This window comes from Martinezella sp. CNPSo 3795 (genome assembly GCF_057784475.1).
Genome location: NZ_JBXSOQ010000001.1, coordinates 170298 through 185982 on the forward strand (window position 1 = coordinate 170298; position 15685 = coordinate 185982).

Consider the following 15685-nt stretch of genomic DNA (forward strand, 5'->3'; position numbering starts at 1 on the left):
CAAGACTTCGCGGCGAGACGATTGAAGGCGGCGAGGGATTATTGCCGCCGCTTTGCCACATCGTTGACCCCATCCAAATCCGGCGCCTGTCCATAGCTCATGTTCTTCATCTGCTGGATGACGCGCGCCATTTCCTCGTCGTCAAGAATGGGCGGCTCGCCAAGTGTCAGCGCCTGCACATAAAGGCGGGAGAGGGTTTCGACCTCGATGGCAAGCGCAAGGGCGGCGGCCGGCGTCTTCCCGAGCGAGATCTGTCCGTGCTGACCGAGCAGGCAGGCTAGCCTATCCTGCAGCGCTTCGATCGCAGCATCCGAAAGCGCCTGGGTGCCGAAGGTGGCGTAGCGAGCGCAGCGGATCGTCGTGCCGCCCGCTACACCGGTCATATAGTGAAAGCTCGGAATGGTCTTATGGTGTACGGCGAGCGTGGTCGCATAAACCGAGTGGCAATGGAGCACGCAATCGATATCCTCGCGGGACGCGAGAATATCGCGATGGAATCGCCACTCGGACGATGGCCGGCGCTCGCCCTCGTAGCTGCCATCGAAATACATCTGCACCAGGTCTTTTGGCTGCATCATGTCATAGGGCAGAGAGGTTGGCGTGACCAGAAATCCCTTGGGATTCCGCACCGAAACGTTGCCGGCCGTTCCCTGGTTGATGCCGGATGCGTTCATCCGGCGGCAGATCGCCACCATGTCTTCGCGCAGGGCATTGTCGTCATAAGTCGTCACGATCTCACTCCATTGTCTTGATCTGGGTTTGCCAGCGGTGCCGGTAGGATGAAAGTTCGGGAAGGCTGGAGATATCGGGTGCTTCGGCCGTCAGCGCTGCAGGTGAGGCACGCTTTTCATGGGATGCCAGCATGGCGGCGCCAGTCGCCGTTCCGGTCGTACTGCGGCTGACGAGCACGCGTCGATTATGCAGGAAGGCCGCGACGATGGCGCCATAAAGGGGATCGACGACGAAATTGCCGTCCAGCACGACCGTCTCCGTGGGCGGAAGGTCCTGAATGCAGGCGGCTGTCAGCAGCGCCGAATAGAGCACTGCGAGCGTGAACCGGACGCCTTCCTCCTCCGCAAGCGGGCCTTCGAGACGGCCGCGGTGGGCCGTGCCGGGAAAGAGCCCGTCGTCCAAGCCGAATGTCGGAAGTGCAAAGGTACCTGAAGCCACGATCCTCCGAAGGGCCTGCAACGAGGCGGGACCCGAAGCCTTTGCGGCGACGGTCGAAAATTCCCGACCGCCCATGGTCAGCATACCGGGCGTCGGGTTTCCGAAGACATCGGCATTGCAGGAATGGCCGGGTCGCTCGACGCTGAAATCGACATCGCCGCGATCGCTCAATGCAACGATCCAGGTGCCTGTGGAGACAACGGTAAAATCAGACAGACCGGCCGCCTGATAACGGTATAGATTGGCCGAGGAATCATGCACGCCGCATAGGATACGCGTCGTCGCTTTCAGGCCGCATCGCTCAGCAAGCTCAGGCTTCAACGGGCCGAGCGTTTCCCATGCCCGCCGCATCGGCGGCATGAGACGCTGCCATCCGCGGCTTGCGACGAGCGATGCCGGCCGGCCATCGGCCGATGCCCACAGATGAGATTGCGCCGCCAGACTCGTCACCTCGCTTGCCAGCACGCCGGACAGGCGAAACGCCCAATATTGCGGCGTGGCGAGATAGGCGCTGGCCGCGCCAAAGGTCTCCGGCCAATACATTTCCTGCCACAACATCTGCCGCGCGAGATGCGCCGCGCCCAGCATGATGGCGCTTGCCCTCTCGCGATAGGAGCCGGCAATTGACCTGTACCGCGCATCGACATCTGCGGGGATCGGCTGCTCATAGTCGATCATCGGCATTGCAGCACCCTGTCCGTCGACCAGCACGCCGCCGGACCCATGTGCGCAGGTAACGATCGCGCCTATATCGTGCCTGCGTCCCAGCTCCGTCAGGCTATCGATGAGCCAGTCTTCCAGACTGTCGAGATCGTGATGGCGGTAGGGCGGACCATCCTTCACGATATTCGGCGTCGACAGCGTTTCTAATACGCGGCCGTCATCCGTTGCCGCCGACAGCTTCACATTCGTCTTGCCGATGTCGAAAACCGCAACGATGCTCATTTTGGACCGAAGAAACGTGTCGGCAGCAGCCACATCAGGTAGGGCCGAGCCGTCTGAACCGCAGCGACGAAGATGAGAATGCCGCCCCATATCGCAACAGTCAGGTAATTGCTGAGGCCGAACTGGTTGAAACCAGAGGAGATGACCTGCAGGATCGCCAGCGCCAGCATCAACCCGCCGGCCGTGCCGAAGCCGCCGAAGGGATCGACGCCGCCAAGCACAGCCGCAAGGATCGTTACCAGCAGATAGGATTGCGCATAATCCGCGCTTGCCGAATTGAAGGTTGCCAGCATGACCAGGGCGGCGAAGAAGCAGATCAGGCTCGACATGGCATAGACGCCAACCAGAACCCGGCGCGTATCGATCGCCGAATAGCGCGCCGCCTCAATATTGGAACCTATCATGGCGCAGGCGATGCCGAAGGCGGTACGTCGCAATATGAGGCTGACGATGACAGCAACCACGATCAGCAGCAGGAAGATCAGCGGCACTCCTACTATCGTCGTCGTCCCGATGCGGCTGAAGCCCTCCGGTATGCCAGACAGTGCCATGCCGCGGGTCAGATAGATGCTGATACCGTCGATCAGCGATTTCGTGCCGAGCGTGATGAGGATGGGGTGAACGCCGGTATAGGCAATGAGCGTGCCGGTGATAAGGCCGATGAGCAGGCAGAGCACAAGGCCGACCAGAAGCGCCAGTATGATCACGGCGAGCGCCGCTCCCGTGCCGCTATCAGACGTGATCAGGCTCTGCATGATGAAGGCCATCAGCAGCGCGCATTGGTTGGTCGTCGCGATGATCGCCAGATTGAGGCCGCCCGTAATCAACGGCGCCATCATCGCCAGGGACAGAAGGCCCAGCAGCGGCAGCTGGTACATGAAGGATTGCAGCGTGCCGAGTGAGGCAAAATTCGGAATGAACAGGGAGAAGCCGGCAACCAGAAAGACCAGAAGGACGACAAGCCCGGTGTGGGCACCGGGAATGCCTGTCCGCATACGCGTCATCAGGTCTGCCAGGCTGTTGTTGATGTTATAGAGAAGCGGAGGCTCAGCCATTGGACGACGCTCCCGCGATGATGCGATGGCGGCGGCCCGGTCGCGAGCTGATGACGGTGATCGAGGTCGAGACCAGAATGGTGATGCCGATGACGATCTGGAAGAAATAGGAGGAGACGCCGAGCAGATTGAGCCCATTCTGCAGCACGGCCAGAAGCACGATGCCGAGCAGCACGCCGGGCACGGTGCCGATGCCGCCGGTTAGACTGGCACCTCCAAGGACAGCGGCGGACAGTACCGCAAGTTCCGTATTGTACATGGCGTTGGGCACGCTTTCGCCGACCCGATGGGCCTGCAGCAGGCCGGCAACCGCCGCCATCAGCCCGAGATAGCCATAGGCGACGAATTGCAGCCGGCCGATGTTCATGCCGATGCGCCGTGCAGCCTCCGCATTACCGCCCATTGCGTAGAGCTGCCGCCCGACCGATGAGCGCGTCATCCATGCCCAGGTGAACAGGGTCACCACCACCATGGCGACGATCGGCAACGTCACGCGGACGATATCGCCCGATGCCGTTTCCATGCGCCAGAAGACGATGCGGTTCGTCCACCAATCCGGCAACGTATAAATCGACTTGCCACCGGAAAAATACATCAGCAGCGAGAAACTGACACTCATCATGGCGATCGTGGCGATGATCGATGTGATGCGTACATAATGAACCAGAAGTGCATTCAGGCAGCCCAGGCCAACGCCGATCGCCAGGCCAAAACCAATAACGATGGGCGCGGAGAAGCCGAACTGCGTTGCCAGCAGTGCCGCACAATATTGCGCTACGGAGGCGGTCGCCGCGAAGGATATGTCGATACCGCCCGAAACCAGCACGACGAAGAGGCCCATCGCCATGATCGCCTGCACGGAATAGGTTTCGAGCAGATCGATAATATTGGCGAGCGTCAGGAAATCGCGCGCCGTCAGGGAAAAGACGATCACGACCCCGGCAATGACGGCCAGAAGCCACGCTTCGGGACGCCGCTTCAATTGCACGATAAAGGATGGTCCAGCCGTTTGACTGTGCTCACGCATAGATGCGCTCCTTCATGTTGGCCTCGCTGACGTCACCCGGCACCGCTTCGCCGACGATGCGGCCGGCGCGCATGTGCAGGATGCGATCGCAGGTCGCAAAGAGCTCGGAGACCTCGTCGGAAATGAGGATGATGGCGACGCCCTGGCGCGCCAGTTCGGCCACCACATCATAGATGCCCTGCTTGTTCTTGATGTCGACGCCGACTGTCGGAGAATCGAGGATCAGCACCTTCGGCCGCGTCGCAAGCCACTTCGCCAGCACGACACGTTGCTGATTGCCGCCCGAAAGGGTCTGCACGGCACGATCGGCCGAGGGAACCTTGATGGCGAGCCGCTTGATCCAATCCTCAGCGAGTTGCCTGCGGGATTTATCGGGAATGAGCCCCAGCCGGTTTGCCATGCCCCGCATGATCGCGAGCATGATGTTGTCGCCGATCGACTGCTGCAGGATGACGCCGAGGCTCAGACGATCCTCGGAGACATAGGCGATACCCGCGCGTACGGCATCACGATTGGAGCGAAGCACAAGCTCCCTGCCCTCAAGACGAATGCTGCCGCTTTCGGCCCGATGCATGCCGAACAGCGTCAGTGCAAGCTCGGTGCGGCCCGATCCCAGCAATCCAGAGATGCCGAGCACCTCGCCGCGGCGCAGAGTGAAATCGATATCGGCAAACTCACCACGGCGCGACAGACCATGGACTTCCAGAATAGGCGCCGCCTCACCCATATTGCGGGCAACGATCGCGTGATCGATATCGAGCCCCGTCATCAGATGAGCGATCTTCTTTTCATTCATTTGATCGGCGGGCCAGGTGCCGACCTTGCGGCCGTCGCGCATGACAGTGACCCGCTCGGCGATCTCGACGACTTCGTCGAGCCGGTGGGAAACGAAGACGACGGCGATACCGTCCGCCTTGAGCCGTCCGACGATCCCCAAGAGGCGGTCGACCTCGGCCCGCGTCAGCGACGCTGTCGGTTCGTCCATGAAAATCAATCGCGCCTCGGCTGCCAGGCCGCGTGCGATCGCGACGATCTGACGCTCGGCCACCGAAAGATCGGAAACCACGAGATCGAGGTTGAGCGCAAAACCAAGCCTGGTAAGGACAGCGCTTGCCTTCTCCCGCATTCGCTTCCAGTTGACCGGTTTTACCAGCCGGTCGAGATGACTTTCGATGGCGATATTTTCAACAACGGACAGGTTGGGAAACAGAGACAGGTCCTGGAAAATCACCTGAATTCCCAGAGCCTTGGCGCGTGCTGGATCAAGCGGAAGAACCGGCCTTCCCTCGATCTCGATCATACCCGCCGAAGGCGGATGCACGCCGGCTACGGCCTTGATGAGGGTCGACTTGCCGCAGCCGTTTTCGCCGACCAGGCAATGAATCTCGCCGGACCGCACGTCCCAGTCGATCTCTTCCAATGCCCGCACGCCGCCGAACCGTTTGGACAGTCCGGTCAAACGCAGAAACGGAATTTCATCGCTCATCGATCCACTCCGATTGCCATGAATCGGCCGGCGGCGGCTTGAAGCCTGCCGCCGGCCCTCGGGAGGAACTGTCAGAACTTTTCCGCTTCTCTTCTCATCGCGGAAAAGCTCTATCCTCTTGGTTCCTTACGCATTCCGGACGGAAAACCGCTGCGCACTTTTCCTGGAAATGCTTTAGAGACCAAGCGCTACGAGCCGGTCGATATTTTCCTTATCGAGCGACTCGAGCTTCTGGGCCTGGATGAGTTTCTTGTCTGGATAGACACGCACCTTCCCGACGCCGGTCAGCTCCATATTGTCGGTGGGCTCCTTGCCAGCCGCCAGCAGGGAGGCGAGCTGAACGAAGATTTCGCCCGCCGTCATCGGATTCCAGATGAAGCCACCGCGGATGGTGCCGGACTTGACGTATTTGACGCCCTGCCCCGGAGAGAAGCCACCGACGAGCGCGATCGACTTCGCCTTTTCGCGATCGTCGAGAACGCGCGCCGCACCGATCGGACCTTGCGAGCCGAATGTCAGGATGCCCTTAAGATCCGGATGAGCGCGAAGCTGGTCCTGCGTGGTCTTGATGCTGTCATCCAGGCTCTCGGCCACGCCGAAGCGGTCGCCGAGCATTTCCATCTTCGGGTACTTCTGCTTCTGATAGGCGATCGCGGCATCGGCCCAGGCATTATGCAGGGGAACCGTCAGCGATCCGACATAGACGATATATTTGCCTTCTTCGCCCATCTGCTTGGCAAGCAGGTCCATATGGGCCTGGCCATAGCCTTCGATGGTTGTCAGCTCGAAGTCCCAATCGGCTTCCTTCTGGTTCGGCCCTTCATGGGCCAGCACCTTGATGCCTGCGGCCCGCGCGCGGCCGAGAACGGGATCGAGGGCAGCGGAGTCGTTCGGCACGATGCCGATGACAGCGACCTTGCGGGCGATCAGATCTTCGATCGCACGCACCTGCTGGGCGGCATCGGCCTGCGTCGGCCCGACCATCCAGGCATTGGCCTTGTATTCCGGTGCCGCCTTCTTGATGCCGACTTCCATGGCATTGAACCATGGAATGCCGCCAATCTTGACCACGACGCCGACTTGCGGCTCGGCCGCCTGTGCGACGCCGATCGTGCCGCCCAGAGTGCCGGCGACGACAGCTCCACCTATTCCGACGAGTAGGGTTCGTCTTGTAACTTCCATTTTTCTCCTCCCAGTTTCGTGTTACCCGCCTCCTCAAGCGGGCTCCGCGGCGTCGAACCGCGGATCTCGACGGCGCAGCGCAGGCGCCGCGTAACCGGCTTTCCTCCGGAGCCGGTCATACGTCGCAACAACAGCGCCCAGGCCTGCTCGGCCATTTCCTCAACGGGCTGGCGCACCGCCGTAATGCCGGGTGCGACCAGCCTCATCCATTCCATCTCGTCGAAGCTCGCAAAGGCGAGATCGCCAGGCACCGAAAGCCCGATCTCCGCCATGGTGCGGTACGTCAGAAGCGTCGTGCCGTGGTCGAGCGAAAACAGCGCGCCAGGCAAAGGGCGCTGACGCAGACGCCCCTCAAGGCGCTGCGCGCCATTGGCATCGTCTATGCCGATTTCCAGCATTTCGACATGCATACGGCCGGCCGCAGCGCGCACGCCCTCCCAGCGTTCGCGAACATTGGTGATCGAAAGGCTGCTGCCCAGAACCAGGCAATCACCATAACCCTGCCTGTCGAGATGGGCGGCGATCGCGCCGGCAGCCGGGCCATTGTCGACTGCGATCAAATCGAAGCCGGCCGCGTCGGGTATACGGTCGGCCAATACGACCGGCGCAAAGAAGCCGTTCGGCAAGCGTTCCGCAAAGGCGCCATCACAGGGGATGACAATCAGGCCGGCCGGACGCCATGAGCGGATCTTGCGCAGCCGGTCGGCCTCTTCCTCGGCATTGTTGCGCGCGGAGACGACCACCAGATCGTAATCGTCGAGGCGCGCCAGATGCTCCAGCGTGGAAACGAAGGAGGCAAACATCGGATTGGTGAGATCCGGCACCACGACACCGGCAAGCTGTGCCTTGCGCGAGCGCAGCCGCGATGCGCCGAGATCGACGACATAGCCAAGCTCACGCACCGCGTCGTTCACGCGCCTGGCGAAATCCGGAGAGACCGTGGGTTTGCCATTGAGGACGTTCGAAACGGTCGCTACCGAGACGCCTGCTTTGTCGGCCACCATCTTGATGGAAGGGGTTCGCGATTTCGACATTCTGCCCTCCCTTCAACAATCTCAGATTGATAATACGAAAATCCTGGTGAAACGTTTTATTGTAAGCTATACCAGCATAGATGCGGTGTCAACGTGAGCGTTTCTAAGTATAAAACGATTCATGTCTTTCGCATTGCAGCAATGTTTTTTTTGCATCCACGAAATCGGGAGGACGAGCATGAACAAACTGGGAGTTCACGCGCTGGTATGGGAGGCCGGCTGGAGCCGCGACGAATGCGCCCGCGCAATCGCAAACAGCGCCGAGGTGGGTTACGATTTCATCGAGGCACCAGCGCTCGACCCAAGCCTGATCGATCCGGAATTCACCCGCCGGCAGCTGGAGAAAAACGGCATCGGTATTAACTTCTCGCTTGGTCTCGATTTTGAAACCGATATCTCAAGCGGCGACAAGGAGAAGGGTCGGCGCGGCAAGGAAAGGCTGGAACAGGCGATCGCCGTCTGCCGCGATTGCGGCGGCGAATATATCGGCGGCATTCTGCATTCCGCTTTCGGCAAATATAGCGAGCCGACGACAGCTGCCGGCGTCGCGCAATCGGTCGACATCCTGCGAGAGGTGGCCGAGACGGCGGCGAAAAGCAACATCACGCTGGTTCTGGAGGTGGTAAACCGCTACGAATCCAACGTGCTGAACACGGCCGCCCAGGCCGTGGAGATGTGCAAGCGCATCGGCATGCCGAACGTGAAGGTGCATCTCGATGTCTATCACATGAATATCGAGGAATCCGATATTCAGGCCGCCATTCTCGAAACCGGCGATTATCTCGGCTATTTCCATACCGGCGATTCCCATCGCGGCTATATGGGCTCGGGCACGATCGATCTTACCGGCGTCTTCAGGGCTCTCGTCCGTTCCGGCTACCAGGGGCCGATCACTTTCGAATCCTTCTCCTCTCGCGTTGTCGGCCAGCCGCTCGAAGGCATTCTCGGCATCTGGCGCAACCTCTGGGATGATGGCCGCGACCTTGCCGAACATGCGCTGATGTATACGAAGGCGCAGCTCAAGGCCGCGCAGGAGGCCCAGCGTCAAAGCCAGCAGCGCAGCCGTCTTCCGTGATACGGCACTCCATCGTGCCGAAGCATCGGCTCGCGCCTATCGAGGGAGCCGATTTCGCTCAGGCAGAAATCGCCTTGCTTTGAAGCGGCGCCTGATGAACGACGATGCGCGCGTGGTATGGAATGCGTTCGTAGAGGTCGATGACGTCCTGATTGATCAGGCGAACACAGCCGGACGACGCTGCCTTGCCGATCGAGCGCCATTCCGGTGAACCATGCAGACGATAGAGCGTGTCCTTGCCATTCTGGAAGATATAGAGCGCGCGGGCACCCAGCGGATTCTTGATTCCCGGGTCCATGCCACCATTGGCAACCGAATATTTCGCGAGTTCCGGCTTGCGGGCAATCATGTCGCCCGGCGGCTTCCAGCGCGGCCAATGCTGGCGCCAATGGATGATCCCTTCGCCCTGCCATGCAAAGCCGTCGCGGCCGATGCCGACACCGTAGCGCATGGCCGTGCCGCCGCGCTCCACGACATAGAGAAATCTCGACGCCGTATCCACGACGACCGTACCGGGCGCCTCGCCGGTCGGATCAGGAACGCGCTGCCGATAAAACTTCGGGTCCAGCTTTCGGTAGGGAACCGCCGGAATGACATGACCGCCATCGACCACGGAGGCATAGCGTGCTTCGAGTTCGGGATCGGGTGTGACGACGCTCTGAGGTTCCGACGCCACGGGAACGACAGGTGGCGTACGAACCGGAGCTGCAATGGGAGTTGGAACCGGGGCGGTGGTGGCACAGCCCGCAAGCGCTGCCGTCGCAGAGATAGACCCCAGCATGAAAGCCCGGCGGGAAAGAGTCTTTTCATTCTTGTTTGAGCGCATTCCTATCCTAACAAACCCCGCATATTGATATCGCCTCTTCGACGGATGAGACCGAAAGAGGCGACATGTCTCATCATTAAGTGGTGATGACCTCATAGCCACTCGGGACCTGTGATGACAAGTTCGCCAATACCATGACCCTGCAAACTCAATCGACGAGTGTGGGCCAGAAGCCACAGCGATCTTGTGTTTCCGCGAGTTTATTGGGCGCTTGCCGCCTTACCGATGCGCAAACGTGCTGATTGCACGGAGGCACTTGCTCGCCGCGACATTGCGATATGTATCGGCTAGATATTGAAGGAATGGCTGGACAGGACATTGTATCCCATGTCCTGCCAATCCTCATGCCGGGCTGCAAGTGGTTTCTAAAGGTTCCGCGAGGATTCGCCTCCGGATTGATTTTGCTGGCGGGATTTGCGCTCGTCATGCAAGGTCAGATCTCGCCTTGCCCGCGCGCTCGCAGCTTCGATAGGCCCTGCCCTCCCTTGCTCGGCAATGACAGCCCGCGCCCGCTCGATATCGACCATATAGTCACGGGCCAACGGCAGAGCGGAAACGTTCTTCGTCAGTTGCAGTTGCCAGTTCATGTGACCCATACGCCGGAAGGCAAGCTCGGACCCGACAAGATAGAATTCGAACATCCGACAGAACCGCTCGTCATAGAGTTTTGCCAGGGTGCTTCTGTTCTTCATGAAGCGGTCGCGCCACTGCTCGAGCGTCTTGGCATAATGGAGGCGCAGGATTTCGATGTCGGTCGCCCAGAGACCGGATTTCTCAACCACGGACAGGACCTCGGAGACCGCCGGCGAATAGCCGCCAGGGAAGATATATTTCGCGATCCACGGATTCGTGCTGCCGGGACCATCAGCCCGACCGATTGCATGGATCAGCGCGACACCGTCCTCCTTGAGCACGGAGCAGATCTTGTCGAAGAAAGTCTTGTAATGGTTGATGCCCACATGCTCGAACATGCCGACCGAGACGACGCGGTCGACCGGACGCGTCCAGGAGCGATAATCCAGCAGTTCGAACGTGACCATATGCTCCAGCCCGGCATCCTTCGCGCGGGCTCGTGCGGCCAGCAATTGCTCTTCCGAAAGCGTAAGACCCGTCACCCGAGCACCGAACTCCCTGGCGAGATAGAGCGCCATGCCGCCCCATCCGCAGCCAATGTCCAGAACCTCGAGGCCCGGGCGGTCGAGCATGAGTTTCGATGCGATATGCCGCTTCTTCTTGAGCTGTGCCTCCTCCAGGGTCTCGTCGCCGACCGGGAAATAGGCGCAGGAATATTGCCGGTCTTCATCCAGCATCAAGGAGTAGAGCCGCGCATCGAGATCGTAATGATGCGCGACATTGCGCTTCGAGCGACCGGCGAAATTCAATTGATCGAGATTTCGGCGCAGCCAGCGGACCTTTTCCATCAGCTTCTCGAAGGGATGGCTCCCGCCTTCCATCATGTTGAGGGCGAGCAAGTCCACCATCTCGTAAAGATCGCCGGAAGCCGGTTCGACTTCCCCGTCCATATAGGCCTCGCCCAGCGCCAGAGCCGGATTGAGGAGCAGACGGCGTTTTGCACGGGCGGTGTTGATTTTCATCGCTGCACGCGGTTCCGATCCCGTACCGAAACTGCGCGTGGAACCGTCCGGAAAAGTGACCGTGAGCGTTCCGATTTTGATCAAGCGGGAAAGAGCTGCTTCTAGGAACATGACAACTACCTGTTTATCGTTTCCTTGACGGTGATCTCCTGGCCTGAGGGGTGGCGAAGAATCCCGTACCGGTATCGAAAGCGTACTACTTAATCTGGTAAAATATCCAGATCATTTGCGACATCAAGGTTGAGTAAGCTCAAACGCGCCTACAAGGATGCTCGCCCCCTCCGCAGGATCACTGCTTCGGCTATATATAGCCAGCCGGCTGCCGGAATGTGAGACCTCTCCCGGCGGCAAAGGGTGCGCGACAGCCGAATGCAAGCCGTATAGCATCGCCTCTGCCGAGCAGCATTACGCGGAGGGAATGCACTCCGACGCGGGACACACCTACCAGCAGGTGAAGCCGGCGTCCACGTTGACGATCGCGCCCGTCATCAGGCTGGCAGCGCCCGATGCAAGGAAGAGAACCGCGCTGGCGACTTCCTCTGGCGTTCCCATCCGCCCCATCGGCGTATCGGCAAGCCAGACCGGAATGCGTTCATGATTGGCCTCGACCGCCATCACCATAGGCGTTTCAATATAGGTAGGAGCCACGGCATTCACCCGGACGCCATGCTCCGCCCATTCCGCCGCCATCGACCGTGTGAGATGATGGACCGCCGCTTTGGAGACGTTGTATGGCGTCTGTGGTTGCGGCCTATTGCAGATGATTCCAGACATCGAACCGAGATTGACGATGGCGCCGCGTTTTTGAGCAATCATGTGGCGGCCGAAGGCGCGCGAGCACCAGAACACGCCATTGACATTGACATCCATCATTCGCAGCCAATCGGCGTCGCTGACATCCTGCGAGGGTATGCCGCTCTGACCGATCCCAGCATTGTTCACCAGGATCGTCGCGGCACGGCCGCCATCGACGAGTTTCGTGGCGATCGCCTCCATTCGCGCGGAGTCCGTGACATCGCCGATCCGTACATCGATGTCGTAACCCTTCTCTCGTAAAGCGAGAGCTCCCCGTGCGTCGGCCTCGTCACGCTCGATGACGACGACTGCAGCGCCAGCTTCAGCCAGTGCCTCTACGCAGCAAAGGCCGATGGCGCGGCCACCGCCCGTAACCACAGCCCGCTCGCCATCGAGCCGGAATTTCTCCTGATAACCCATGGCTTTGCTCCTCAAATATCGAAGGCGCTCGGCAGAACCACGACGTCGCGGATCGTCACGTTGCGCGGACGTGTCAGCATGAACATGATGGCATCTGCGACTTCCTTGGGCTCGATCAAGGCGCCGGCCTCCTTGGCCTTGCGCAGGTTTTCTTCGGGCCAGTCGGCGAGCAAGGCACTGATGACCGGGCCCGGAGAGACAGAACCGACTCGAACACCGCTCTTCAGAAGCTGGCGCCGCATGGCCTGGACAAAGCTGGTCATTGCCCATTTCGAGGGCGAATAGACGGGCTCCCAAGGAATGGCCGAATGGCCTGCGACCGAACTCGTGACGATGATATCGCCCGTACCGCGCCCGATCATATGCGGCGCGACGGTACGGACATTCTTGATGACGACATTGACGTTGAGGTTAAGCATCCTGTCTATGGCGTCGAGATTGGCTTCCACCAGGTCACCGCCAATATAGGTGCCGGCATTCGCATGAAAGATGTCGAGATGATCGACTTTGGCAAGGATGCCCTCTAGCAGCCCGGCGCACTGCTCCGCGTCGAGCAGATCGACGACCAGCGGAATGGCAAGTTCGCCCAGGCGCTCGCACACCGATGCCAATGCTCTCTCATCGCGATCGATCAAGACGACCTTCGCTCCCGCCGCAATCATGGCCTCGCTCGAAGCGAGCCCGATCCCCGATGCCGCACCGGTCACCGCGGCGATTTTCCCCTTCAATTCGTCCATGGTCTCCTCCTCCTTGGATTAAAACAGCTATCATTTACCGGCACTGCAGACCGGGTATTCATTGGCAAAGCTCGAGACAGTCTGCGAGATCCACAGTGCGATCAGGTCAATCGCGCCTATGGAGCGGCCGTCGTCGAACCACCTGGACCTCCAAGCCCGCCCCTTCGACGGAACGGATCCGCATCAGGAACGTCTTTCCGTGGTTGCGATGAACGCGTCGAGTTGCTCTCGGGTGCCGGCCCCCTCCATCGGACCGACGACTGTGACATTGCGGGCACCCGCAGCAGCCGCATAGGTCAGGGCGTCTGCTGCCGGCATGCCGAGCCGTCGGCAAGTGAGGTAGGCGCCACCGAAGCAATCGCCAGCACCCGTCGGATCGATTTCCGCGACGATGAAGGCCGGCGCATCGATGCGCTCGCCTTCCCTGCTGTAATAAGTCGCGCCATCAGCCCCACGCTTCAGCACGATTTCCTTGACGCCGATTTCAAACAGGCGGCGGATCGCATTGGTTTCGCCCTCGACGCCGGCCGCGCGCTCAAGCTCCTCCCCGGAGGGCAGCAGCAGATCGGCCATAGCCACAAGCCGGGCAAACCGGCGTTCGGTCGCCTCGTCGAGCTTGAGTTCCTTGCGAATGTTCGGATCGACGGAAAGCGTGCCGCCGCGGGTCTTGACGATATCGACGGCCTTGTCGATCACCTCACACGCGCTCGGAACGGATAGCGCCGAACCCATCACATGCAGGTGTCCGGCACGGTCGATGAGATTGCTGACGCCTTCGCTCCAGCCAAAGCGAGCAGCCGCTGACGTCGCGATATTATAGACGAAGTCGCGGGAACCGTCCTCGCGGTAGCGAACGAAGGCGCTGCCTGTCGGATAATCCGGGTCGATGGATATTGCCGAGATATCGACGCCATCGCCCTTGAGCCTTTCGAGGTTCACGCGGCCGAAATCATCGGTGCCGACGGCGCCGATCATTGCTGCGCTGCCGCCAAGTCGCCCGCACTGGGAAATGAAGATCGCCGGGGCGCCGCTCGCAAACGGTCCGACGAGCGGTTGTGCCTCCATGAAACCATTGCCGACCGTCGTGGCGACGATTTCCACAAGGATTTCCCCGGCGCAGACCGTTGGGCCAAGCTGGTCGGGTGCCAGTATTGAACGCATTGCAATCCTGCTTTCGATACCTGTTGTTCTCAATCCGCGACGGCGTGTCGTTGCGCTCCATCCTCATCGCAAGACTGATTGTTTTCCAGCAAAGAAATACTGGCGAAACATATATGCCGCGTTGAGCGTCGGACCAGAAGCATTCTTCTCTTTCGTGGCGATTTCAGCATTCGCAATGAATTCAAGCATGATTCCAGCTGCTTGCGGGCGCGACCCTTCGACGCGGCAATTATGGGTCGCCGGAACAGACGCCGTGAAATTCGGCGGCTTGCGCTGTTTGCGGATGCCTCCGCCCGGCGAGAAATTCGGTTCGCTTCGGATAGAACGCTGCATTTTCATGTTGACCCCCGCCGCATTCGCATCTTCGATCGGCAAACAGGCAGGAGATCGAAAGAGGAAGTTCCGATGAGTTTCGAAGGCAAGAGAGTGATCGTCACCGGGGCAGGCAAGGGCATCGGTCGAGTGACGGCGGAAATGCTGATAAAGCGCGGCGCACATGTCGTGGCGCTGACCAGAAGCGCAGCGGACGTCGCTTCCTTGCGCAATGAACTGGGTTGCGAAGCCATTCAGGTCGATCTTGCCGACGCCGACAGAACACGTGAGGCAGCAATCGCTGCGCTTCCGGCAGATTATCTTGTCAACTGCGCAGGCACGACCGAGCTGCAGCCGTTCCTTGAGACCACGGTCGAAGCCTTCGACCATCTGCATGCGGTCAACACCCGCGCGCCGATGATCGTGGCCCAGGAATTCGCTCGCTCATTGATCGGCAGAGGCCTTCCCGGCGCAATCGTCAATGTCTCCTCCATTGCCGCATTTATCGGCATACCGGATCATGCGTCCTATTGCGCATCGAAGGGCGGCCTGGACGGCCTGACGCGCGTGATGGCCAGGGAACTGGCGCCCAAGGGTATTCGCGTCAACGGCGTGCACCCGACGGTGACGCTGACACCGATGGCGGTCAAGGCATGGAGCGATCCCGAAAAGGCAGCACCCATGCGCGATCGCATTCCGGCCGGCCGCTTTGTCGAACCGGCAGAGGTTGCGGAGGTAATCCTTTTCTTACTTTCCGACGCGGCGGCCATGGTGAACGGCATCTCCATGCCGATCGATGGCGGCTATATGATCGCCTGAGATCATATCCACGGCATCCTGATAGAGATCAAACACCCGATGGAAG

General features: G+C 60.2%; 15 protein-coding genes. 2 read left to right on the top strand and 13 right to left on the bottom strand.

Features of this window, described 5'->3' with window-relative positions:
* Positions 1–38: 38 nt before the first annotated feature.
* The 7 genes from AC13QY_RS00840 to AC13QY_RS00870 form a co-directional block, all read right to left on the bottom strand.
* On the bottom strand, positions 39–695 hold the full coding sequence (locus AC13QY_RS00840) for a class II aldolase/adducin family protein (protein WP_069610444.1): 657 nt from the start codon (positions 693–695) through the stop codon (positions 39–41).
* A gap of 40 nt (positions 696–735) precedes the next feature.
* Positions 736–2115 (bottom strand): FGGY-family carbohydrate kinase, encoded by a 1380-nt coding sequence (locus AC13QY_RS00845; RefSeq protein ID WP_145634749.1) that lies wholly within the window; start codon positions 2113–2115, stop codon positions 736–738.
* Positions 2112–3170, bottom strand: coding sequence for an ABC transporter permease (locus AC13QY_RS00850; RefSeq protein ID WP_145634752.1), 1059 nt, complete (start codon positions 3168–3170; stop codon positions 2112–2114). The genes AC13QY_RS00845 and AC13QY_RS00850 overlap by 4 nt, the downstream gene beginning before the upstream one ends.
* Positions 3163–4197 carry an ABC transporter permease gene (locus AC13QY_RS00855; RefSeq protein ID WP_145634755.1) on the bottom strand — a complete coding sequence of 345 codons (1035 nt, stop codon included), beginning with the start codon at positions 4195–4197 and terminating at the stop codon, positions 3163–3165. The genes AC13QY_RS00850 and AC13QY_RS00855 overlap by 8 nt, the downstream gene beginning before the upstream one ends.
* Positions 4190–5683: a sugar ABC transporter ATP-binding protein gene (locus AC13QY_RS00860; RefSeq protein ID WP_145634758.1), complete on the bottom strand. Its 1494-nt coding sequence runs from the start codon at positions 5681–5683 to the stop codon at positions 4190–4192. Before AC13QY_RS00860 ends, AC13QY_RS00855 begins: the two co-directional genes overlap by 8 nt.
* Before the next feature lie 174 nt (positions 5684–5857).
* On the bottom strand, positions 5858–6865 hold the full coding sequence (locus AC13QY_RS00865) for a substrate-binding domain-containing protein (protein ID WP_145634761.1): 1008 nt from the start codon (positions 6863–6865) through the stop codon (positions 5858–5860).
* A complete protein-coding gene (locus AC13QY_RS00870; protein WP_145634765.1) occupies positions 6829–7899 on the bottom strand; it encodes a LacI family DNA-binding transcriptional regulator in 1071 nt (356 codons plus the stop codon). The genes AC13QY_RS00865 and AC13QY_RS00870 overlap by 37 nt, the downstream gene beginning before the upstream one ends.
* 178 nt (positions 7900–8077) lie before the next feature.
* Here AC13QY_RS00870 and AC13QY_RS00875 point away from each other — a divergent pair, with 178 nt between their 5' ends.
* Positions 8078–8974: a sugar phosphate isomerase/epimerase family protein gene (locus tag AC13QY_RS00875; protein WP_113329392.1), complete on the top strand. Its 897-nt coding sequence runs from the start codon at positions 8078–8080 to the stop codon at positions 8972–8974.
* Between the two features lie 58 nt (positions 8975–9032).
* Here AC13QY_RS00875 and AC13QY_RS00880 read toward each other — a convergent pair whose 3' ends face one another.
* The 6 genes from AC13QY_RS00880 to AC13QY_RS00905 all read right to left on the bottom strand — a co-directional run bounded on the left by AC13QY_RS00880 (position 9033) and on the right by AC13QY_RS00905 (position 14847).
* Positions 9033–9755 (bottom strand): L,D-transpeptidase, encoded by a 723-nt coding sequence (locus AC13QY_RS00880; protein WP_371864848.1) that lies wholly within the window; start codon positions 9753–9755, stop codon positions 9033–9035.
* Between the two features lie 410 nt (positions 9756–10165).
* Positions 10166–11506 (bottom strand): SAM-dependent methyltransferase, encoded by a 1341-nt coding sequence (locus AC13QY_RS00885; RefSeq protein ID WP_145634768.1) that lies wholly within the window; start codon positions 11504–11506, stop codon positions 10166–10168.
* 330 nt (positions 11507–11836) lie between these two features.
* Positions 11837–12610, bottom strand: a complete 774-nt coding sequence (locus AC13QY_RS00890) for an SDR family NAD(P)-dependent oxidoreductase (RefSeq protein ID WP_145634771.1) — start codon at positions 12608–12610, stop codon at positions 11837–11839.
* A gap of 11 nt (positions 12611–12621) precedes the next feature.
* Positions 12622–13347, bottom strand: a complete 726-nt coding sequence (locus tag AC13QY_RS00895; RefSeq protein WP_113329395.1) for an SDR family oxidoreductase — start codon at positions 13345–13347, stop codon at positions 12622–12624.
* Between the two features lie 183 nt (positions 13348–13530).
* On the bottom strand, positions 13531–14508 hold the full coding sequence (locus tag AC13QY_RS00900; RefSeq protein WP_145634774.1) for a tagatose kinase: 978 nt from the start codon (positions 14506–14508) through the stop codon (positions 13531–13533).
* Positions 14509–14571: 63 nt separating this feature from the next.
* Positions 14572–14847 (bottom strand): hypothetical protein, encoded by a 276-nt coding sequence (locus AC13QY_RS00905; protein WP_145634777.1) that lies wholly within the window; start codon positions 14845–14847, stop codon positions 14572–14574.
* A 66-nt stretch (positions 14848–14913) separates the two neighbouring features.
* Between AC13QY_RS00905 and AC13QY_RS00910 the strand changes: the two genes are divergently transcribed.
* Positions 14914–15639: an SDR family oxidoreductase gene (locus tag AC13QY_RS00910; RefSeq protein WP_069610097.1), complete on the top strand. Its 726-nt coding sequence runs from the start codon at positions 14914–14916 to the stop codon at positions 15637–15639.
* The last annotated feature ends 46 nt before the right edge of the window (positions 15640–15685 follow it).